This is a genomic window from Streptomyces sp. Y2F8-2 (genome assembly GCF_014905555.1).
GTDB classification, from domain to species: domain Bacteria; phylum Actinomycetota; class Actinomycetes; order Streptomycetales; family Streptomycetaceae; genus Streptomyces; species Streptomyces cynarae.
The window spans coordinates 156,806-177,251 of the sequence record NZ_BNGS01000009.1 but is presented as its reverse complement, the minus strand read 5'-3'; the positions used below and the strand labels follow the sequence as shown (position 1 = coordinate 177,251).

Here is a 20,446-nt window from a genome sequence, read left to right as displayed (position 1 = left end):
ACTGTGCGTGCGGTTGCGTTCGTCAGCGCGGGATCTGACGGTGGACGGTTCGTCAGCGCGGGATCTGACGTGGATGGTGCCGATCACCGTAGGGCAGGCCCGGGAGAGCCTCTTGCCGAGGAGCGCACGGGGTGTGGTCCGACGGAGAACCCCGTGCGGCACTTCGGCTCGGACCGTGCGGCGCCCGTCACTCGGCGCCGCGGTCGGGGGTCCGCCGGGCGCGGCGGTGTTCGGTGGTCCAGTAGAGGAGTGCCAGGACCGGCAGGGCCGCACCGAGGACGCTGACCGCGCCCCAGCCGCCGGCGCGGTAGGCGATCGAGCCGAGCTGGGAGCCGAGGGCGCCCCCGAGGAAGAAGGTGGCGATGAAGGCCGAGTTGAGGCGGGCCCGGGCGCCGGCGTCCAGTTGGTAGACGGTGTGCTGGCCGAGGATCAGCGTGGTCTGGACGGCCATGTCGAGGAGGATCGCGGCCAGGGCGATCAGCACGACGCTGTGCCCGCCGAAGCCGGCGAGCGCGAAGGCCAGCGCGGCGGCGGCGAACGCGGCGCCGGTCATGCGCCGGGTCAGCCCGTGGTCGGCCCAGTGCCCGGCCAGCGGGGCGATGGCCGCACCGGCGGCTCCGACGAGGGCGAAGATGCCGACGCCGACGGGGGAGTAGTGGAAGCGGGGGCCGGTCAGGACGTAGGAGACGGTGGTCCAGAAGGCGCTGAAGGCGCCGAACATCGCCGCCTGGTACAGGCCGCGGCGCAGCAGCGCGGGATGCCTGCGCACCAGTGCGGCGGTGGAGCGCAGCACGTGGTGGTACGGGACGGTCGTGGTGGGGGCGTGCTTGGGCAGCGCGGCCCGCAGGGCGACGGCCAGGAGGGCCATCAGGACGGCGGAGCCCAGGTAGACGACGCGCCAGCCGGCGACGTCGGAGACCAGGCTGCTCAGGGTGCGGGAGAGCAGGATGCCGGTGAGCAGACCGCTCATCACCCGGCCCACGATCCGGCCCCGGGCGTGGTCCGGGGCGAGGCTCGCCGCGAACGGGACCAGGATCTGGGCGACCACGGACGTGGCACCGCTGATCAGAGAGGCGGCCAGCAGCATCGGGAACCCGGTCGCCAGGCCGGCCGCCACCAGGGCGAGGGTGGTGACCGTCAGGAGGACGGTGATCAGGCCGCGCTTCTCCAGCCGGTCGCCGAGCGGCACCAGGAAGACCATGCCGATCACATAGCCGACCTGGGTGAGCGTGATCAGTGTGCCCGCGGTGGCCGTGCTGATGTGGAAGACGTCCCGCAGGGACGACAGCAGCGGCTGCGCGTAGTACAGGTTGGCGACCGTCATGCCGGAGGCGACGGCCAGCAACGCGATCAGCCAGCCCGGCACACCGTGCGCGGGTGCGGCGCTGGTGACCTTGGACGGAGTCCGGACACCGGAGGACTGGGACACGGGGACCTTCTTCGGGACGGGGAGCCGGCGGGACCGGCTCGGAAGGACGCCTGGCGGTGATCGAGCAGCTTCCTCGGTGCTCTCACGGGGGCGTCAGCGCTCGGCCGCGTCGTTTGCTTCCCCATCCGTCGTGATGGTTCGGAATGGCGGTCATCTCGTTAGCAGATGACCGCCCGCGAGGCCCGTCGACCGGCCTAGCGGTTCCGTACCGGATGCCCGCTCATGACCGAGACCCGGTTGAAGGCGTTGATGGTGACCGCCACCCAGATCACGGCGGAGATCTGGTCGTCGGTGAGGACCTCCCGGGCGGTGCCGTACGCGGCCTCCTGCCTGGTGGTGTCGGCGGGGTTCGTGGTCGCCTCGGCGAGCGCGAGCGCCGCGCGTTCGTCGGGTGTGAACAGTTCGGTGTCCCGCCAGGCCGCCAGCACGCCGAGGCGTTGTGGGGTCTCACCCGCGCGCAGGGCGGCGTTCGTGTGTACGTTGAGGCAGTACGCGCAGCCGTTGATCTGCGACACGCGCAGATTGACCAGTTCCACGAGCGTCCGGTCGAGCCCCGCCTCGGCGGCGACCGCCCGCACGGCTTCGGAGGTCCGCACCAGCGCCTGATAGGCGGCGGGGCTCTGCTTGTCGATGAAGATCCGCTGGATCGCGGACCCGGTCGTGTGGGTGCTCAACCTGGGACTCCTTCGGGGGCCGCCGTGGGCTCCCTCATCTGTTGGTGTGCGCGGTGCCGTCGCCTATCATCGGGCGTGGTAGTTGAATATAGAACAAATTAGGCGGCTGGAAGGCGGTCCACGGTGAGCAATGTCGAGACGAAACCGGTGGAGCTGCGGTGCGGCGCATCGGTGGACGGCGAGCGTTCGGCCACGACGCCACGGGTCGACGTACTGACCTCGCGCGATGTGCCTCTGGGCGGCCCGCGGGCGATGACCGTGCGGCGCACCCTGCCGCAGCGTGCCCGGACCCTGATCGGGGCCTGGTGCTTCGCGGACCACTACGGGCCCGACGACGTCTCCGAGACGGGCGGCATGGACGTCGCCCCGCATCCTCACACCGGGCTGCAGACGGTGAGCTGGCTGTTCAGCGGCGAGATCGAGCACCGGGACAGCCTGGGCAGCCACGCGTTCGTACGGCCGGGCGAGCTGAACCTCATGACGGGCGGGTACGGCATCAGCCACTCGGAGGTCTCCACCCCTCGGACCACGGTCCTGCACGGCGTCCAGCTCTGGGTGGCGCTGCCGGACGAACACCGCGACACCGCACGGGACTTCCAGCACCACGTGCCGGAGCCCGTACGGATCGACGGGGCCGGGATCAGGGTGTTCCTGGGCTCCCTCGCCGGGGCCACCTCGCCGGTGCGGACCTTCAGCCCCCTGCTCGGCGCCGAGATCGTCCTCGAGCCCCACGCGACCGTCACGCTCGCCGTGGACCCCGGCTTCGAGCACGGCCTCCTCGTCGACCAGGGCGACGTCCGCCTCGCGGATGTCCTGCTGCACCGCGCGGAGTTGGGCTATGCGCACCCGGGCATCGACACGCTGACGCTGACGAACGAGTCGGACGGCATCGCACGGACGGTGCTGCTCGGCGGAACTCCCTTCGAGGAGGAGATCGTCATGTGGTGGAATTTCATCGGGCGGAGCCACGAGGATATCGTCAGGGCCCGCGAGGACTGGCAGAACTCTTCCGATCGCTTCGGCGCCGTCGAAGGATATCCGGGAGACCGTCTTCCGGCCCCTGTCCTGCCGAATGCCACCATCACTCCGCGCAGGAATCCGCCGCGTCACTGACGCCAATCCGAAAGGCACCCCATGAGCCAGCCTTCCGCCAATCCGGTCGTCGAGCGTGTGGACGCCAGGAATCGCTACGAAATACTCGTCGACGGCAAGCGCGCCGGGCTGACCGCCTACCGTGACCGCGACGCGCAGCGCGTCTTCTACCACACCGAGATCGACGACGCCTTCGCGGGACAGGGCCTGGCCTCCCGGCTCGTCCAGGAGGCGCTCACCGACGTACGGGAATCCGGTAAGCGGATCGTGCCCGTCTGCCCGTACGTGGCGAAGTTCCTCAAGCGGCACGAGGAGTTCGCCGACCTCGTCGACCCGGTGACGCCCGACGTCCTGCGGTGGCTGGAGACCGAACTGGGCTGACCCGCCACGCCCCGGCTGCCGGCTGTCCACGGCCGGCGGCCGGCTGTCCGGGCGGCGCACACCTCTGGTCCCACAGCGCACACTGCCCGTGTTCCCCTCGCACCGCGGCCGCCTCCGCGGTTAGTGTCCGAGCAGTCGAATTCCACCGCCGTGGCGTTCCCCGCGAACGGCCACGCAGCGACGGGCCGAATATCCCGCACACGTTCGATGCCGGATACGGCCGTCGCCCGGTCAATTCCCGCCCCCACACGAACGAGGTGTCGTTGTGGAGCGATGGACAAGGCGCGAGGACGAACGGCTGCTCACCGGGAAAGGCCGGTATGTCGCCGATATTCACGTGCCGGGATGCCTGGACGCCGCATTTGTGAGAAGCAAACGGACGTACGAGGCCGACGCGTCACGGACGTACGACGCCGGTGCGGACCGTTCCCACGACGCCGGCGTGCCGAGCGAGTCACGGGCCCCGCGCGTGCTGTTCGAGGTCTGGGCCCCGCCGCCCCGGCTGCTGGTCTTCGGCGCCAACGCCCACGCCGCCGCGGTGAGCCGGATCGATGCCCACCTCGGCTACCACGTCACGGTCTGCGACGCCCGGGCCACCTTCACCACACCCGAGCGCTTCCCGGACGCCGACGAGGTCGTGGTCGACTGGCCCCATCGGTACCTGGCGGCCACGGAGACCGATCACCGGACCGTGGTGTGCGTGATGACGCACGACGCGAAGTTCGACGTCCCCGTCCTCGCCTAAGCCCTCGGCCGCCCCCTGGCCTACATCGGAGCGCTCGGCTCCCGCCGCGTACAGGCACGCAGGCGGGAGGACCTCTCCGCGGCCGGCGTGTCGCCCGACGCCCTCGCGCGGTTGCACGCGCCCCTCGGTCTCGACCTCGGCGCGTCGACACCCGAGGAGACCGCCGTGTCCTTCGCCGCGGAACTCATCGCCGTACGCTCCGGACGCACCGCCCGCCCGCTCTCCCTGCTGGACGGGCCCATCCACCCGACCGCCACCGGAGACCGCCCCGGCGCCGCCGACGCCCGGTGCGCTGCCGGAACCGACCTCGTGCGCTGACGGTCAAGTGCCGCTCACCCGCGCTCACTAACGTCGTCCGGGCGCGACGCGGGCGCCGCCGTGCCCGCGTACGGCCGCGCCCGCCCCCGAGCAGGAATCCGAGGAGTGCCATGGCCAAGCAGACCATCGCCGAACAGTACGTCGACCTGCTGGCCCGGGCCGGTGTGCGCCGTATCTACGGGGTGGTCGGGGACAGCCTGAACCCCGTGGTCGACGCCGTCAGGCGGCACGACGCCGTCGACTGGGTCCAGGTCCGCCACGAGGAGGTGGCGGCGTTCGCGGCCGGGGCGGAGGCCCAGCTCACCGGGCGGCTCGCCGCGTGCGCGGGCTCCTGCGGACCGGGCAACCTCCATCTGATCAACGGTCTGTACGACGCCCACCGTTCGATGGCGCCGGTGCTCGCCCTGGCCGCACACATCCCCAGCGGTGAGATCGGCACGGGCTACTTCCAGGAGACGCACCCCGACCGGCTGTTCGCCGAGTGCAGCCACTACTCGGAGCTGATCTCCTCGCCCCGCCAGATGCCGCGCGTGGTGCAGACCGCCATCCAGCACGCCGTCGGCCGGCGCGGCGTCTCCGTCGTGGCCCTGTCCGGCGACACCGCCGCCGAGGACTCCCCGGACGCCGCTCCCGAACTCGCCATGCCCCTGGATCTGCCCGCCATCCGCCCCAGCGACCAGGAGATCGCCCGGCTCACCGAGCTGGTGGACGCCGCCGAACGCGTCATGGTGTTCTGCGGGCGCGGCGTCGCGGGCGCCCACGCCGAGGTGATGGCCTTCGCCGAGAAGGTCAAGGCACCGGTGGGTCATGCTCTGCGCGGCAAGGAGCACATCCAGTACGACAACCCGTACGACGTCGGCATGTCCGGGCTGCTCGGCTACGGAGCCGCGTACGAGGCCATGCACGAGTGCGACCTGCTGCTGCTCCTCGGCACCGACTTCCCGTACACCGACTTCCTGCCCCGCCATGTGCGCACCGTCCAGGTCGACGTGCAGCCCGAGCGGCTGGGGCGGCGCACCCAACTCGACTTCGCCCTCTGGGGAGACGTCCGCGAGACCCTGCGGTGCCTGATCCCGGCGGTGCGGGAGAAGCACTCGCGCCGGTTCCTCGACCGGATGCTGGAGCGGCACGCCCATGCGCTCGAGGGCGCAGTGAACGCCTACACCCGCAACGTCGACAGGCACACCCCGATCCACCCCGAGTACGTGGCCTCGGTGCTCGACGAAGAGGCCGCCGACGACGCGGTGTTCACCGTGGACACGGGGATGTGCTGTGTGTGGGCGGCGCGTTACCTCACACCGAACGGCCGTCGCCGCATCCTCGGCTCCTTCGTGCACGGCTCGATGGCCAACGCGCTGCCCCAGGCCATCGGCGCGCAGTTCCTCGACCGCGGCCGACAGGTCGTCTCCCTCTCCGGCGACGGCGGGTTCTCCATGCTCATGGGCGACTTCCTCACACTCGTCCAGTACGGGCTGCCGGTGAAGGTGGTCGTCTTCAACAACTCCTCCCTGGGCATGGTCGACCTGGAGATGATGGTCGACGGACTGCCCCCGCACGCCACGAGCTACCCGCGCACCGACTACGCGGCGATCGCCACCGCGGCCGGGGCGCGCGGCATCCGGGTGCAGAAGCCCGCCGAGGTGCGCGACGCGCTGCGCGAGGCGTTCGCCCACGAGGGACCGGCGCTGGTCGACGTCGTCACCGACCCGGCGGCGTTGGCCGTCCCGCCGAAGATCACAGCCGAGCAGATCAGCGGCTTCGCGCTGTCCGCGAGCCGGACGGTCCTGACCGGGGGCGTCGGACGCATGGTCCACCTGGCCCGGGCCAACCTGCGCAACGTTCCCCGCCCGTGACACCGAGCGCCCAATACCCCGGCCCTGAGCAGGCCCCCAGCCCGCCACCGAGAGATGATCCCCGGGCCCGCTCGGAGACCGTGGCCCGCTCAGAAGTCGTAGCAGACGTAGGCTCCCTCGGGCTGGCGGGCGATCCGGTCCGAGCCCCAGCAGTGGAGCATCGGCCCGACGCGGTACAGGGCGGCGCCACCGGCCAGCAGGACGAGGACGGCGAGCACGGCGGTCACGATCCGCATGACGGCCATCCGCCGTACGAGCCACCAACCCCCGGCGACCGCAAGCGTCCCCAGCCCGAGCATGACGGCCGACATCGGGGCGGTGTTGTTCTGGATCCCGGGAAAGCGGTCCGGGTGTGCCACGTGTTGGACGGCGGCGAAGGCGAAGAAGAACAGCAGCAGCCCCAGCAGCAACAGTCCGACGGAGCCGACCCCGCGGCCGACGGCCCGGCCCCGGCTCCGTGGGCGTCCGGGCGCCTCGGCATCGTCCGCGCGCACGAGCCGCCGGTCGAGGACCGCCCGCAGCCGGTCCACCTCCTCCGGGTCCGCCACGGCCCGCTTGGGCAGGACGGCGAAGCCGACGGCGGACTTGTCGGCACTGAGAAGCACGAACAGTTCCGGAGTCTCGACATAGCGCGAGTAGAGGTGCCAGTCGTGGCCGGCCGAGCTGTGCGCGGTGGTGAGCCGGACCCCGGTGTCGTCGACCGTCCCGCTGATGTCCCCCTGCCGTTCGGCGAGCCGGTGGAGGCGGCGCGCCTGCAGCCACGGCACCGCAGTCCTGAAGGCGACGAAGACCACCACTCCCGCATACAGCGGCCAGGGTGTGTCCCGGTGGCCGGAGCCGGCCGCCGACAGCAGGGCGCCGACGGTCGCGACCGCCACCGTCCAGATCAGCACCCGGCGCTGGAAGCGTCCCGCGCCGGTGCTCCTCGCGCGTGCGCGCAGCGCGGACGCCAATTCGCCGACGGTGGGCCGGTAGGCCAGCTCCACCGGTCTCTCGGCGACTGCGCCCGTTTCGCGGCCCTCGGCCATGTCCCCTCCCCGGTTCGATGATCAACCGGATCGTAGAGGCTTTTTCAGCCGCTCCGGCGACCTGTCGGCGGTCGGCACCCTACGTCATCGGCCGCTGCACCAGGCTCGGACCTGGGCACTCCAGCGAACGCGGCAGCTCGGATCACCCTCTGCGGCTGAACTACCAAGCCTGCTCCGCCCGATCCGGCACGACCGGTCCCGAACCGGCCGCGAAGGCGTGGGTGACCTCCGGCAGGGTGCCCGGGACGATCAGCGCGCGGGCCCGCTCCTCGTGGCGGCGGTCGGTGACCGTGAGGCGGCTGTGGTGCTGGGCGAGGTGTTCCGCCCAGGAGGCCACCAGGTAGTTCTCGACGAACCGCTCCGGGTCGTGGCCGTCCTGGTAGAGACCCCACTCGAGGGCTCCCGTACGGCGCCTGGACCGGGCGACATGGCTCATCCGGTCCGTGAACTCGGCGCGGTGGTCCGGGGCGACCCGGTAGACGACCGATACCAGCACCGGGCCGTCGGCCTCTCCGGGTTCGAACACCAGCGGGGGAGCGGGCCAGTGGTCGGACAACGAGGGGTCGATTCCCTCGGCGTCGTGCAGCGGCCACCGCCGTACGCTGGCCGCGCTCAGCAGCATCACGGCGCCTGCGACCAGGAGGGCGGCCGTCAGCCCGAGCCAGTCGGCCACCGCGCCCCACAGGGGTGCCGCCAGCGCCTGACCGCCCTGGAAGACCAGGAGGTAGACGGCGAGTCCGCGCGCCCTCACCCAGCCCGGAAGCCGCGTCTGAACCGCCGCGTTCAGGGTGGACAGCACGCCGATCCAGGCGAGGCCCGCGGGCAGCAGGGCGATGGTCACCAGCCAGGGCGCCCGAACCGTGGCCAGCACCGCGAGCACCGCGGCGAACACCAGCGCGCCGGCGGCGAGCGTGCCGTTCACACCCAGTACCCGCTGGATGCGCGGCAGTGCGAAGGCCCCCGCCACGGCACCCACGCCGACTGCCGTCAGCAGCAGCCCGTATCCGCCCGAGCCGAGGCCCAGGGAGCGACTCGCGCTCAGCGGCAGCAGCGACCACAGTGCGGCGCCGCCGGGGATGAACAGGGTCGTGCGCAGCAGCACCCGACGCACGCCGGGCGCGTTCCAGACGTAGCGGCGCCCCGCGTTCAGGGCGGCCGGCAGCCGCTCGTTCCCCGCGGTGGGCAGGGCCGTCCGCGGACGCTGCCACAGCACGAGGACAGCCGCGATGCCCAGGTAGGACACCGCGTTGAAGGCGAAGACCCACCCCGCGCCCGCCGCCGCGACCACCGCCCCGCCGAGCGCCGGTCCGACCGCGCGGGCCAGGTTCATGTTCACCGCGCCCAGCGCCGCCGCCTGACCGAGCCGCCGGCGCTCCACCAGCTCCGGCTGGATCGCCTGCCAGGCCGGGCCCATCAGCGCGGTGCCGCACCCCAGGAGGAAGGTGAGGGCGAGCAGCGCCGTCGGTGTGAGCGCGTCCGTGAACGCCAGCACGGCCAGCGCGCCGGAGACCGCGAGCATGGCGAACTGCGCGACGAGCAGCACCGAACGGCGGTCGAACCGGTCGGCGACCACCCCGGAGGGCAGGGCGAGCAGGACCACCGGCAGGCTGGAGGCGGTCTGGACGAGAGTCACCAGAGCCGCGTTGTGCCCGATGAGCAGCCACTGTGCGCCCACCGTCTGCATCCAGCTGCCGATGTTGGAGACCAACTGGGCGATCCACAGCGCCCGGAAGACGCGCGCAGCGAACGGCGCCCAGGGGGAGTCGGACATCGAGGGGCCGGGTGTTGACGGAGCGGCGCTCATGCTGGTCCTGACCGGTGCGGAGTGCGGGAGGAGTCGGGGAAGTGCGGGAGGAGTGGGGGCGGACATGCCGCGCCAGGTGGGGGTTGCGGGACGGGCGGCGCTCAGGACTCCGGCCGGGTCCAGGCGGCGCCGGCGGCCGAGAGGCGGTGAGTGACCACGGAGGTGAGCGCGAGGAGCAGCAGCGCCAGGCCCAGGGTGAGCACGAGGTGACCGTGCAGCAGCAGTCCGGTTCCGACGAGGGCGCCGAGGAACATCGCCAGCACGGACAGGATCCGGCGGCCGGGCCGGGGTGCCGCACCGCCGGCCGGGGTGGAGTCCGCGGCCAGCCCCGTCAGGGTCAGCGTCAGTACGGTCGTGGTGAGATCCGGGACGCCCAGGCGCCGGGCGACCGCGTTCTGCAGGCCCATGCCGAGCCCCAGGAACACGATCAGCGTGTACTGGACGGTGGTGGTGACACGGCCGTCGGCCACCGCGGCGACCGCCACCGTGACGGCGACCAGGACGGTCTGCACCGCCGTGGTCGTCTTCAACAGGTGGCCGCGGTGCGTCGCGAACCGGGTTCCGAGTCTGCCGCCCGCGAGCGCGCCCAGGAGGAAGGACGTGAGCGAGACCACCGAGGCGAGCGCGGAGAGGTTCGCGGCACCCGCGAGCGCGAAGCCCAGGAACACCACGTTGCCGGTCATGTTGGCGACGAAGACGTGGCCGAGCCCCAGATAGCTCACCGCGTCGACCAGGCCGGTGACCACCGTGAGGGTCAGCATCAGGGGAGGCAGCGGACCGTGACGTTGCTCTCCCCGCGGCGCCAGCGTGTCGAGCGCGTCATTCAGCAGTCTGCGCATACTGCTTCCTTTCCGGGACGGTCGGCGGGCGGTGCAACACCAGCCGGGTGAGCAGGCCGCTCGCCGGGCCGAGCACGATCGCGGGGAGGACGACCCGGAGCGGCCAGGGCGTGACGCCCAGCGCGTGGTCGAGGGACCACCGGCCGGGCCCGGTGAGGGCCAGCGCGGCGGACACGACGACGAGGACCAGCGGGTACTCGTAGCCGTCGTTCTGAACCCACAGTCCCTTGCGCCACTTGACGGTGCCGGCGACTGTCATCACGCCCATCGCGGCCATCGCGGCCAGCGGGGTGAGCAGCCCGGCGGTCAGGAACAGGCCGGCCCCGATCTGACTGGCCCCCGCGACGACCGCGGTCAGCCGGCCGCCGCGGAACCCGTCGTGGCGGAACTCCTCGGTTCCGTCGGCCAATCCGTTGCCTCCGAGGCGGAAACTCACCTTCTGCACCCCGTGCCCGGCGATGAGGAGACCCACCACCAGCCGGAGGACCAGCAGTCCAGTATTCATCGTGTTCCTGCCTGTTCCCGACCTTCCCGTGTCTTCCCCTGCGGACGGGTCAGCCGGCGGCGTGGGCGCCGATGATGGACTGCGCGTAGACCATCCCGAGACCGTAGGTGCCGCCGTGCTCCTTGACCACGTCGCCCACGGCGGCGTACGTCTCGGTGCGGGCCCAGTCGCGCTGGAGCTCCAGGAGCACCTGCACCCAGGTGACCGGGACCGCGCCGGCCTGGATCATGCGCTGCACGGCGTGTTCGTGGGCCTGCGGGGTGACGCCGCCGGAGGCATCGGTGACGACGTAGACCTCGTAGCCCTGCGCGAGCGCGGAGAGCGTCGGCAGGACGATGCAGACCTCGGTCCACAGACCGGCGATGACGAGCTTCTTGCGGCCCGTAGCCTTGACCGCCTCGACGAAGTTCAGGTCCTCCCAGGCGTTCATCGTGGTGCGGTCGATGATCTTCTGCTCGGGGAAGACCTCGGCCAGCTGCGGCATGATCGGGCCGGAGAAGGACTCGGCGGCCACGGTGCTCAGCACGACCGGGACGTCGAAGGCCTTGGCGGCCTTGGCGAGGCCCACGGTGGAGTTGATGATGGCGGTGCGGTCCCCGCTGCCGGTGCCGAAGAACATCTGCGGCTGGTGGTCCACGAACAGCACCGCGCAGTTGTCCGGGGTGAGCAGGTCGGGGCTGGGGGCAGCGGTGACCTCGGCGATGTTGACCATGAGAGTGCCTTTCCATGAGAGAGACGCGGACGGGCGTCCGTGTCGGGCAGGCGCCGTCCCGTGGACGGGGCCTGTGGTGGGGGTGGTGTCCCGGGAGGGGCGGCTCTGGGGCCGGGCCCCTCCCGGGAGCTCTAGAGGACGAAGCAGGGGTCGAACGGGGTGTCGGCGCCGGCCGGGGCCAGACCGCGCCGGACGCGCCACTCGCGGTGCCGCTCCGACTCGGCGACGGCCTCGCCGAGCGCCTGTGCCTGCCGGGCGCCCGCGAGTCCGCGCCCGGACGCCTGGTAGCCGCCGAAGTGCGCCACCGGGCTCCATGCGGGGCTGATGGGCGGCAGTTCCTCGTCGAGGCCCTCGTACTCGGCGGCGGCGTACACGATCCGGCCGCCGGTGACCGTGAGGAGCGACTCGATGTGGGGGATGACCGGCTCGGGCGCGGTGAAGTAGTCCTCGGACAGCACCGCCAGGTCGGCGTAGCAGCCGGGGCGCAGGACGCCCTTGACGTCGTCCTCGCCGGTCAGTTGGGCGCCGGCGCGGGTGAACATCTCCAGCGCGGTCTGCCGGTCGACCTGGTTCGTCCACGGGCGCAGCGCCAGGTCACCGACCGTGCGGCCGCTGATGAGCCAGTGCAGGGCGACCCAGGGGTTGTAGGTGGAGACGCGGGTGGCGTCCGTGCCGGCGGCGACGGTCAGCCCGCGGTCCAGCATGGCGCGGATCGGCGGGGCGTCCGCGGCGGCGCCGGGGCCGTAGCGGCGCAGGAACGCCTCGCCCTGGAACGACAGCCGGTTCTGCACGGACATGGCTCCGCCGAGGGCGGCGACCCGGTCGAGGCTGTCCGGCGAGACGGTCTCCGCATGGTCGAACAGCCACCGGTTCCCGGCCGGGAAAAGCCCTTCCGCGGCCAGCTTCTCGAACACCTCGAGGTCCCGGCGGATGGTGTGGTCATACGTGGCGTGCAGCCTGAATCCCCAGCCGTTCTCCATGAGGAGACGGACCGCCTTCTCGAAATCCGCCTCGTAATCGGGCCCGAGTTCGGGACGCGGCTGGGCGAAGTTCTCGAAGTCGGCGGCCGCCCAGGTGAGATTCTCTCCCGCCCCGTTCAGCCGCAGCCATTCGTCCCCGTCCTCGGGACGGGCGATCTCGATCCAGCGGGTGAGGTCGGCTATCTCCTGCCCGGCCGTCTGCGGGAAGAGGTGATAGGCGATGCGCAGCGACAACTGACCGGCCTTCGCCAGTTCGATGACGGTGCTGTAGTTGTCGGGGAAGTTCTGGAACCCGCCGGCCGCGTCGATGGCCGAGGTCAGTCCGAACCTGTTCAGCTCGCGCAGGAAATGGCGGGTCGAGGTCTTCATGTCCTCGCCCTGGAGCACCGGCGCCTTGGCCAGCGTCGAGTACAGGATGAGGGCGCTGGGCGCGGCCAGCAGCATGCCCGTCGGTTCCCCGTCGCGGCCGCGGACGATCTGCCCGCCCTTGGGGTCGGGCGTGTCCCTGCCGTAGCCCGCGGCCTTGAGCGCCGCCCGGTTGAGCACGGCCGACTGGTACAGGTGCAGAACGAACACCGGGGTGTCCGGGGCCGCGGCGTTCAGTTCCGCCACGGTCGGCAGCCGCCGCTCGGCGAACTGCTCGGCCGACCAGCCCCCCACCACCCGCACCCACTGGCCCTTCGGGGTGCGAGCGGCCTGCTCACGCAGCATCTCCAGGCCCTGACGCAGGCTGCGCACCCCGTCCCAGCGCAGCTCCAGTACGTAGTTGAGCCCACCGCGGATCACATGCAGATGGGCGTCGTTGAGGCCCGGGATCACCCGTCGCCCGAGCGCGTCCACCACCTTGGTGGCCGCGCCGATGTGCGGAGCCACGTCCCTGTCGCCGCCCACGACCGTGATGACGCCGCCCCGGACGGCGATCGCCTCGGCCTGGGGGCGGTTCGGGTCTCCCGTATGGACCTTGGCGTTGCGGACGACGAGCTCCGCGGCATCGTCGGTGGCTCGGGGAACCAGTCCGCCGACCGGCATTGCTGACATGTGAGTACGACCCTCTCCGGGACTGAACGGATGCGATGTCCGCTGTGGTTGACGTCGGCGGACGAAGAAGAGCGGAAACAGCGCGTGGACGTCAGCCCGATTCCACGGGCGGACAGCGACCGCTCGGCCACCACGCTAGGCCCGGTGCAAGCCGTCGTGTGTCCTCTCAGCGCACGACGGTGTTCCTCACAGCGCACCGGGATGCGCAGGTCGCCTATCGGCGGCTGAAGCCGGGGCGACGCCTGTGCGCTGTGGGCACAACAGTCGTGCGCTCCGGGGCAATCGCGGCCACCGCAGTGGTCCTACGGTGACCGTCAGCGGCACCGGAGTGGTCAGCACGAACCGGGTCGTTCGCCGGCAGGGCCGGCGTCCCCCAACGCAATCCGAGGAGTTTCCATGTCCGATGCCGTCGCGCCGGTCCAGCCGGTACTGGAGCCGGCCGCAGCCGAGTTCGCCGAGGCCACCGCCAATCCGCCGTACCTGTTCGACCTGGCCCCGGCAGAAGGGCGCAAGGCCGTCGACGAGGTGCAGTCCGGGGACATCGACAAGCCGGCGGTCGACGAGGAGTGGATCACCGTCCCCGGCGGCCCGACGGGCAGTGTCCGGGCGCGCATCGTCAAGCCCTCCGGGGCCACCGGAACGCTCCCCGTGATCATCTACATCCACGGCGCGGGCTGGGTCTTCGGCAACGCCCACACCCACGACCGCCTGGTGCGCGAACTCGCCGTCGGCGCGAACGCCGCCGTCGTCTTCCCCGAGTACGACCTGTCGCCCGAGGCCCGCTACCCGGTCGCCATCGAGCAGAACTTCGCGGTCGCCCGCTGGGTCGTGGAACAGGGCGCGTCCAAGGGCCTCGACGGCTCCAGGCTGGCCGTCGCCGGCGACTCCGTGGGCGGCAACATGACCGCCGCCCTGACTCTGATGGCCAAGGAGCGCGGCGGCATCCCGCTGGTCCAGCAGGTGCTGTTCTACCCGGTCACGGACGCGAACTTCGACACCGGCTCCTACCACCAGTTCGCCACCGGCTACTTCCTGCGCCGGGATGGCATGCAGTGGTTCTGGGACCAGTACACGACCGACGAGAGCGAGCGCGCCCAGATCACCGCGTCCCCGCTGCGCGCCACCACCGAGCAGCTGAGGGACCTGCCCCCGGCCCTGGTCATCACCGCCGAGGCCGACGTGCTGCGGGACGAGGGCGAGGCGTACGCCAACAAGCTGCGCCAGGCCGGGGTTCCGGTCACCGCCGTGCGCTTCCAGGGCATCATCCACGACTTCGTGATGCTCAACGCGCTGCGCGGGACCCACGCGGCCGAGGCCGCGATCACCCTGGCGGCGCGGACCCTGCACGCGGCCCTGCACACCGCCTGAGGTCGAGGGGACACGCAGGCAGGCCCACTTCCACCGCCGCCGCGTGGAAGACCGGGCCGCCCTCGGCGCTGGTGGCCGGCGCGGACGAGGCGATCAGCCCGGAGGCGGAGTGCTTCGGCGCGCAGCGGGCCGGCGCGGCCATCGTCGAGCTGGAGGGTGCGTCGCACGCGGTCGCCGTCTCGCGGCCCGAAGAGGTCGCCGACCGGATCCGGGACGCGGTCCGCGCGACGAGCTGACCGCCGACGCGGACGGCCGCGCGGACGCACTCCCCGCACCGCGTCCGCGCGGCCCCACCACGATCGAGTGGTGGGGCGGCCCAAGCCACCCGACACTGGAGAAGTGACCGGTCCCAGTGGCCTTGCACCGGCGGCAGACGGCAGTACGGACGGCACATGGGCGGCATCGGCCGCGTCGTCCGCATGGCGGGCATCGGCCGCACCGGCTCGGCCGGCATCGGCTGTACCGGCTCGACCGGCATCGGCGGCATCGGCCGCATCGGCTCAGGAGACGACACTGTGACTTCCTTCTCACCCGGCTTCCAGGGGCGCGGACGGCGCCTCGCGGACCGGCTGCCGCCCGGTCAGTACCCGACCGAGTCCTTCCCCGTGCTGTCGGCGGGCCCCACACCGAGGGTCCCCACCGAGACGTGGTCCTTCACCGTGACCACGGAACTCGGCGCCACCCACAGCTGGACCTGGGACGAGATGATGGCCCTGCCGCAGCAGGAGACGACCCACGACATCCACTGTGTGACGCGCTGGTCGAAGTTCGACACGCAGTGGCGGGGCGTGCCCCTCGACGCCTTCCTCGAGGACGTGGAGACGGCCGCGGACTACGCCGTCGTCAGCAGCTACGGCGGGTACACCACCAATCTCCCGCTGGAGGGCCTCCTCGACGGCAAGGCGTGGATCGTCCACACCTACGACGGCCATCCGCTCTCCCCCGAGCACGGCGGTCCGGCGCGACTGCTCGTACCGCACCTGTACTTCTGGAAGTCGGCCAAGTGGGTGCGCGGACTGACGCTCACGCACGAGGACGAGCCTGGCTTCTGGGAGAGCGTCGGGTACCACAACTACGGCGACCCGTGGCGCGAACAGCGCAACTGGGGAGACTGAGCATGGGCATCGCCTGGCGCCGCGCCCGGCTCCTCGAGCGCCGTTCCCAGACCGCAACCGCCCGGTCCCTGGTCCTGACGGTGCCCGGCTGGCCCGGCCATCTGCCCGGTCAGCACGTCGACGTACGGCTCACCGCCGACGACGGCTACCAGGCCGTCCGCAGCTACTCCCTGGCCGCGCCCGCCGACGGCGACCGCATCGAACTCGGCGTGCAGGCCGTTCCCGACGGGGAGGTCTCGCCCTACCTGGCCGACGGCCTGCCGGTGCGCGCGGAGGTGGAGGTACGCGGCCCGCTCGGCAACTGGTTCGTCTGGCGAGCCGAGCAGACCGAGCCGACGCTCCTGGTGGCGGGTGGCTCCGGTGTCGTCCCGCTGACGGCCATGGTCCGCGCCCACCGTGCGGCACGCTCGCGGGGCCCCCTGCACCTGCTGTACTCGGTGCGCAGCCCGGAGGACGTCTGGTACCGCGACCACCTGGCCGACGACGACCCCCTCCTCGGCGTCCGCATCGTGTACACACGGCAGGCCCCGCCCGGCAGCGTGCGCCCGCCCGGACGCATCACAACGGCCGACCTGGACGAGGCGACGGCCCGTCTGAAGCCGGCAAGTCCCGTCTACGTCTGCGGGTCCACCGGCTTCGTGGAGGCTGTCGACAACCTGCTGATCGACAGTGGGCGAGACCCCGTCACGATCCGCACCGAGCGCTTCGGATGACCCACCGACCCCGACCGCACGGGAGGTCCTCATGGCAGACGCCACCACCCACCTCGACGGCAACTGCCTCGCCGGCCCGCTCTCGGAGATCCTCTCGGTGGAGCCCACCACGGCCTGGTGGCGGTGCCCGGAGTGCGCGCGGTCGGGTCCGCTCGCCGAACTCCACGTCTACGGGCCCGAACCGGGCCTGACCGCCCGCTGCCCCGGCTGCGCGCACATCGCCCTCCGCCTGGTCAGGGAGGGCGAACACATCTGGCTCACGATGGGCGGGGGCACCGGTGCGTTCCGCTTCTCCACCAGTTCATAGCCGTTCCGCTCTTGCTCCGGGCCGGCCCCGAGGGTACGTCAGGGGCCGTCGGCGGGTGCGACCAGGCGCAGCACGTGTGGGTGAAGCGAGTGAATGGTGTCGCTTGTGAAGCCTGTTCGTGGAGATGCCGCAGAAACCGCGGATGAGGCACTCGTGGACACCTATTGTGTCCTTTATGCGTGCAATTATCGTCAACCGTTACGGTGGCCCGGAGACCCTGGAAGTGGCCGAGACCGACGACCCCAAGGTCGGACCCGACTCGGTGCTCGTACGAGTGAAGGCCGCCGGGGTCAACCCGGTGGACTGGAAGATCGTCGCCGGCTACCTCGACCCGATCATGGACGTCCACTTTCCCCTCGTGCCCGGATGGGACGTCGCGGGCGTCGTCGAGGCGGTCGGCCTGGACGTTCCGGAATTCTCGGTCGGCGACGAGGTCTTCGGGTACGTTCGCAAGGACGAAGTACAGCACGGCACCTATGCCGAGCTCGTCGCCGCGCCCGTGCGTACCCTCGCGCGCAAGCCCGCGTCGCTGAGCTGGCAGCAGGCGGCCGGCGTCCCGCTGGCCGGGCTCACCGCCTGGCAGTCACTGGCCCGGGTGGGGGTCGCCGAGGGCGACACGGTCCTGGTCCACGCGGCGGCCGGCGGCGTCGGCTCCTTCGCCGTGCAGATCGCGGTGGCGAAGGGGGCCCGGGTGATCGGCACCGCCGGCGAACACAACCACGACTTCCTGCGCTCCCTGGGCGCGGAACCCGTCACCTACGGCGACGGCCTGGCCGACCGGGTACGGCGGCTGGCGCCGGAGGGCATCGACGCGGCAGTGGACTATGTCGGCGGTGACGCGGTCGCCGTCTCGGAGGAACTGCTGAAGGACCGCTCGCGCCTCGCGTCGATCGTCGACCCGGCGGTCACCGAGCACGGCGGGCACCACGTCTGGGTCCGGCCCGACAGCGCGGACCTCGCGAAGCTCGCTCGACTCGCCGACGCCGGCCAGCTCGATGTCCACGTCGCGCACGCCCTGCCGCTGGCCGAGGCCGCCGAGGCGTTCCGTCTCAGCATGAGCGGCCGGACCCGCGGCAAGATCGTGCTCGAGGTCGGCTGATCAACTGCCCCTGGCATGGCCCGCGGCAGCGCACGGGGACCCCCGGCGGCTGCCGCGGCGGCTGTGCCGCACGACCTCCATCCGACTCACGGCAGGGCCGTCCATGGACGGGCGGCTCGGCCCCGTCCGCGCACGGAAGGGTGGCGTACCGGGCCTGTTCCCGACGTGGGATGCAGCGGTTCGCCGCCCTCGCCGTGACGCCGCACACTGGTTCATAACCCGCTGAGGAGCCGGCCGACAGGTTCGAGGCGGGGCGCTGACGCAGGCAACCGGAGACCGGTTCGGGCCGTGTGGGCCATAGGCAGACCGCGGTCACGCACCTGCCGCACGGGGACGGCGGGTGCGAGTGCACCCAGCGGAGGATTCCATGCACGTGGCTGTGATGGGGCAGGGCTATGTCGGAGTGACCGGTGCGGTGGAGCTGACCTTGCAGGGGCACCATGTCACCGGCGTAGAGCAGAACCCGGCCCGGCTGCGCGGCCTGCGGGGAGGGCATGTCCCCTTCAGCGAGCCGGGGTTGCAGCAGGCGCTGTCGGCGGCCCTCGCCACCGGGCGGCTGTCCTTCACCGGCGGACTCGGGCCACCCCATCGACATCGGCCCTTCGACGTCGCCCTCATCGCGGTGGGGACACCGCCCGACGGGCACGGATGGGTGGATCTCTCACAGGTCCGCACCGCCCTGGACGCCGTCCTCCGGCTACGGCCCGCCCCGCGTGTGGTGGCGGTGAAGTCCACCATCCCGCCGGGCACCAGCAACACCCTCGCGGCCGCCCACCCCGGGCTGCGGGAGCGATACGTGCACAATCCGGAGTTCCTCAGCCAAGGCAGCGCGCTGCGGGACTGGGCCTGCCCCGCCCGCATCGTCGTCGGCCTGTGGTCGCACGATCTCCTTCCGGCGCTCCGCGACCTCTACGCGGGACCGGCCTGCGAGTGGGTGGTGACCAGCCCCACCGGCGCGGAGATCATCAAGTACGCCGCCAACGCCTTCCTGGCCACCAAGATCAGTTTCGGGAACGAGATAGCCCGCCTGTGCTCTCTGCCGGACGTCAACGTCGACCACGTCATGCGCGGCATCGGCGCCGACCCGCGCATCGGGCACGCCCTGCTTCAACCCGGCCTCGGGTTCGGCGACCACTGCCTGCCCAAGGACACCGCCGCCCTGGCCCGCTGGGCGGCCACCCTGGGCGTGCCCACTCCGCTGCTGGACGCCACCATCGCCGTCAACCGGGACCAGCCCCAGCTCGTCGTCCGGACGCTCCAGAGCGCACTGGACGGACAGTTGCCCGACGCGGTCGTCGCGGTGCTGGGGCTCCGATACCAGCCCTGGAGCGACGACCTGCGCGCGGCCCCCAGCCGCAACATCGTCCCCGCCCTGCTCGACCAGGCGGCCGAGGTCCGCGTCTGGGACCCGGCCACCGGCAAGGACGACATCGCCGCGCTGTTCCCCGGCACCCGCCCCGCGGACTGCCTGAGCACCGCCGTCCAGGGAGCCCACGCGGCCGTCATCCTGACCGAGTGGCCGGACATCGTGGAAGCGGACTGGCGGATCCTGAGCGGCCTGCTCACCGAACCCCGCCTGATCGTGGACGGCAAGAACTGCCTACCGCCCCGGCAACTGCTGAGCCTGCCCGCCCGCTACCACTCGATCGGCTCCCGCCCACCCACCACCGAGCCCACGCCCCGGCCGGCCCTGAACGACCCGACCTGAGACCCCCGCCGCTACGGCTCCTGACGGACGGGCCGACGTGGAGCGAGCCGTCGGTGGTCGGCTTCCGCATGTGCATGGTCCCGGTGCCTCCGCACGTCAATGCGGCGTTCTCATCGGCGCCGACACGGTGGTCACGGCACGCTGCGAGGACTGGCTCAAGCGGAGCTGACCCGAGGCGCCGCAGCGGGCGTCTCAGGCGGGCCGTGCAGCTCGTCGATCCCTGCGCTGTGCGAGTTCCTCCTCATCGACGAGGGCGATCATGGGCCGGCCCGGTTTGCACAGCATGGTGACGATGAAGCGGAGCGGGGTGTCTTCCCTGTTGTTGCCGTCCTGGTAATGGATGACGTCGCCGCCGGGCTCCCAGAACGTTTCACCTGCCCGAACGACGCGCTCGGGTTCGCCTTCGATCTCGAAGCGCATCTCCCCTTCGAGTACGTACCCGAAGGCCGGGCCGGGGTGGCGGTGGGGCGGGGTGCCGGGGTCCCCGGGAGGGAAGGCGACGAGAAGGGTCATGACCTCGGCACCTTCAGGGATGTTCGGTGGATTCGCCGTCTGCAGCACGGTGAAGGCGGTCTTCCACGCCTCGGAACGCCGCTGCTGGTCCGTACCGTTGGGCGACTCGCTCGACGACACGCCTCGTCTCCTCTCGTCAGCGGAGGACCGGACGGCCCTCCGATCTGCGACACCTGGCAGGTGACCGAGTAGGCAGCATTTGACGTCAAGCACTTGAAGTGGCGG

Annotated in this window: 18 protein-coding genes and 2 pseudogenes; 11 read left to right on the top strand and 9 right to left on the bottom strand. The window is 71.7% G+C overall.

Going from position 1 to position 20,446, the window contains the following annotated elements:
* Positions 1 to 187: 187 nt before the first annotated feature.
* Positions 188 to 1,366 carry an MFS transporter gene (locus SY2F82_RS28255; RefSeq protein WP_200422154.1) on the bottom strand — a complete coding sequence of 393 codons (1,179 nt, stop codon included), beginning with the start codon at positions 1,364 to 1,366 and terminating at the stop codon, positions 188 to 190.
* A gap of 257 nt (positions 1,367 to 1,623) precedes the next feature.
* A complete protein-coding gene (locus SY2F82_RS28250; protein WP_200421970.1) occupies positions 1,624 to 2,103 on the bottom strand; it encodes a carboxymuconolactone decarboxylase family protein in 480 nt (159 codons plus the stop codon).
* 123 nt (positions 2,104 to 2,226) lie between these two features.
* Between SY2F82_RS28250 and SY2F82_RS28245 the strand changes: the two genes are divergently transcribed.
* From SY2F82_RS28245 to SY2F82_RS28235, 4 genes and pseudogenes are all read left to right on the top strand, one after another.
* The gene (locus SY2F82_RS28245) at positions 2,227 to 3,216 is read left to right on the top strand and encodes a pirin family protein (RefSeq protein WP_236041842.1); all 990 of its coding nucleotides are present in this window, start codon (positions 2,227 to 2,229) and stop codon (positions 3,214 to 3,216) included.
* 21 nt (positions 3,217 to 3,237) lie between these two features.
* Complete coding sequence (locus SY2F82_RS39175; RefSeq protein ID WP_236041841.1) at positions 3,238 to 3,576, top strand: GNAT family N-acetyltransferase; 339 nt, start codon at positions 3,238 to 3,240, stop codon at positions 3,574 to 3,576.
* A gap of 265 nt (positions 3,577 to 3,841) precedes the next feature.
* Positions 3,842 to 4,639: pseudogene (locus SY2F82_RS28240) on the top strand (XdhC family protein).
* Between the two features lie 110 nt (positions 4,640 to 4,749).
* Positions 4,750 to 6,492 carry a pyruvate dehydrogenase gene (locus SY2F82_RS28235; protein WP_200421969.1) on the top strand — a complete coding sequence of 581 codons (1,743 nt, stop codon included), beginning with the start codon at positions 4,750 to 4,752 and terminating at the stop codon, positions 6,490 to 6,492.
* Between the two features lie 89 nt (positions 6,493 to 6,581).
* On the opposite strand, the gene SY2F82_RS28230 is transcribed toward SY2F82_RS28235, so the two are convergent.
* From SY2F82_RS28230 to SY2F82_RS28205, 6 genes are all read right to left on the bottom strand, one after another.
* Positions 6,582 to 7,520 (bottom strand): YcxB family protein, encoded by a 939-nt coding sequence (locus SY2F82_RS28230; protein ID WP_200421968.1) that lies wholly within the window; start codon positions 7,518 to 7,520, stop codon positions 6,582 to 6,584.
* A 160-nt stretch (positions 7,521 to 7,680) separates the two neighbouring features.
* A complete protein-coding gene (locus SY2F82_RS28225; RefSeq protein WP_200421967.1) occupies positions 7,681 to 9,324 on the bottom strand; it encodes an MFS transporter in 1,644 nt (547 codons plus the stop codon).
* 101 nt (positions 9,325 to 9,425) lie between these two features.
* Entirely contained in the window at positions 9,426 to 10,163 is a 738-nt protein-coding gene (locus SY2F82_RS28220; protein ID WP_200421966.1) for a YoaK family protein, read from the bottom strand.
* Positions 10,144 to 10,668 (bottom strand): DoxX family protein, encoded by a 525-nt coding sequence (locus SY2F82_RS28215; RefSeq protein WP_200421965.1) that lies wholly within the window; start codon positions 10,666 to 10,668, stop codon positions 10,144 to 10,146. The genes SY2F82_RS28220 and SY2F82_RS28215 overlap by 20 nt, the downstream gene beginning before the upstream one ends.
* Before the next feature lie 49 nt (positions 10,669 to 10,717).
* Positions 10,718 to 11,380, bottom strand: a complete 663-nt coding sequence (locus SY2F82_RS28210; protein ID WP_200421964.1) for a hydrolase — start codon at positions 11,378 to 11,380, stop codon at positions 10,718 to 10,720.
* A gap of 131 nt (positions 11,381 to 11,511) precedes the next feature.
* Complete coding sequence (locus tag SY2F82_RS28205) at positions 11,512 to 13,398, bottom strand: amidohydrolase (protein WP_200421963.1); 1,887 nt, start codon at positions 13,396 to 13,398, stop codon at positions 11,512 to 11,514.
* A 396-nt stretch (positions 13,399 to 13,794) separates the two neighbouring features.
* Here SY2F82_RS28205 and SY2F82_RS28200 point away from each other — a divergent pair, with 396 nt between their 5' ends.
* The 7 genes and pseudogenes from SY2F82_RS28200 to SY2F82_RS28170 all read left to right on the top strand — a co-directional run bounded on the left by SY2F82_RS28200 (position 13,795) and on the right by SY2F82_RS28170 (position 19,708).
* The gene (locus tag SY2F82_RS28200) at positions 13,795 to 14,766 is read left to right on the top strand and encodes an alpha/beta hydrolase (protein WP_200421962.1); all 972 of its coding nucleotides are present in this window, start codon (positions 13,795 to 13,797) and stop codon (positions 14,764 to 14,766) included.
* Between the two features lie 26 nt (positions 14,767 to 14,792).
* A pseudogene (locus SY2F82_RS28195) lies at positions 14,793 to 15,002 on the top strand (alpha/beta fold hydrolase); the annotation flags it as partial.
* Positions 15,003 to 15,281: 279 nt separating this feature from the next.
* On the top strand, positions 15,282 to 15,881 hold the full coding sequence (locus tag SY2F82_RS28190; RefSeq protein ID WP_200422153.1) for a sulfite oxidase-like oxidoreductase: 600 nt from the start codon (positions 15,282 to 15,284) through the stop codon (positions 15,879 to 15,881).
* A 2-nt stretch (positions 15,882 to 15,883) separates the two neighbouring features.
* Positions 15,884 to 16,594: an FAD-binding oxidoreductase gene (locus SY2F82_RS28185; RefSeq protein WP_200421961.1), complete on the top strand. Its 711-nt coding sequence runs from the start codon at positions 15,884 to 15,886 to the stop codon at positions 16,592 to 16,594.
* 31 nt (positions 16,595 to 16,625) lie between these two features.
* Positions 16,626 to 16,901 (top strand): DUF6510 family protein, encoded by a 276-nt coding sequence (locus tag SY2F82_RS28180; protein WP_200421960.1) that lies wholly within the window; start codon positions 16,626 to 16,628, stop codon positions 16,899 to 16,901.
* A 175-nt stretch (positions 16,902 to 17,076) separates the two neighbouring features.
* Positions 17,077 to 18,000, top strand: a complete 924-nt coding sequence (locus SY2F82_RS28175) for an NADP-dependent oxidoreductase (protein ID WP_200421959.1) — start codon at positions 17,077 to 17,079, stop codon at positions 17,998 to 18,000.
* A gap of 367 nt (positions 18,001 to 18,367) precedes the next feature.
* Entirely contained in the window at positions 18,368 to 19,708 is a 1,341-nt protein-coding gene (locus SY2F82_RS28170) for a UDP-glucose/GDP-mannose dehydrogenase family protein (RefSeq protein WP_200421958.1), read from the top strand.
* 192 nt (positions 19,709 to 19,900) lie between these two features.
* Here SY2F82_RS28170 and SY2F82_RS28165 read toward each other — a convergent pair whose 3' ends face one another.
* Positions 19,901 to 20,341: a cupin domain-containing protein gene (locus SY2F82_RS28165; RefSeq protein ID WP_374707214.1), complete on the bottom strand. Its 441-nt coding sequence runs from the start codon at positions 20,339 to 20,341 to the stop codon at positions 19,901 to 19,903.
* Between the last annotated feature and the right edge of the window lie 105 nt (positions 20,342 to 20,446).

What these genes read in the sequence shown, in the direction of transcription:
- SY2F82_RS39175 (WP_236041841.1), top strand. Translation starts at nt 3,238, where the DNA reads ATGAGCCAGCCTTCCGCCAATCCGGTCGTCGAGCGTGTGGACGCCAGG.
- SY2F82_RS28235 (WP_200421969.1), top strand. Translation starts at nt 4,750, where the DNA reads ATGGCCAAGCAGACCATCGCCGAACAGTACGTCGACCTGCTGGCCCGG.
- SY2F82_RS28230 (WP_200421968.1), bottom strand. Translation starts at nt 7,520, where the DNA reads ATGGCCGAGGGCCGCGAAACGGGCGCAGTCGCCGAGAGACCGGTGGAG.
- SY2F82_RS28225 (WP_200421967.1), bottom strand. Translation starts at nt 9,324, where the DNA reads ATGAGCGCCGCTCCGTCAACACCCGGCCCCTCGATGTCCGACTCCCCC.
- SY2F82_RS28220 (WP_200421966.1), bottom strand. Translation starts at nt 10,163, where the DNA reads ATGCGCAGACTGCTGAATGACGCGCTCGACACGCTGGCGCCGCGGGGA.
- SY2F82_RS28215 (WP_200421965.1), bottom strand. Translation starts at nt 10,668, where the DNA reads ATGAATACTGGACTGCTGGTCCTCCGGCTGGTGGTGGGTCTCCTCATC.
- SY2F82_RS28210 (WP_200421964.1), bottom strand. Translation starts at nt 11,380, where the DNA reads ATGGTCAACATCGCCGAGGTCACCGCTGCCCCCAGCCCCGACCTGCTC.
- SY2F82_RS28205 (WP_200421963.1), bottom strand. Translation starts at nt 13,398, where the DNA reads ATGTCAGCAATGCCGGTCGGCGGACTGGTTCCCCGAGCCACCGACGAT.
- SY2F82_RS28200 (WP_200421962.1), top strand. Translation starts at nt 13,795, where the DNA reads ATGTCCGATGCCGTCGCGCCGGTCCAGCCGGTACTGGAGCCGGCCGCA.
- SY2F82_RS28185 (WP_200421961.1), top strand. Translation starts at nt 15,884, where the DNA reads ATGGGCATCGCCTGGCGCCGCGCCCGGCTCCTCGAGCGCCGTTCCCAG.
- SY2F82_RS28180 (WP_200421960.1), top strand. Translation starts at nt 16,626, where the DNA reads ATGGCAGACGCCACCACCCACCTCGACGGCAACTGCCTCGCCGGCCCG.
- SY2F82_RS28175 (WP_200421959.1), top strand. Translation starts at nt 17,077, where the DNA reads ATGCGTGCAATTATCGTCAACCGTTACGGTGGCCCGGAGACCCTGGAA.
- SY2F82_RS28170 (WP_200421958.1), top strand. Translation starts at nt 18,368, where the DNA reads ATGCACGTGGCTGTGATGGGGCAGGGCTATGTCGGAGTGACCGGTGCG.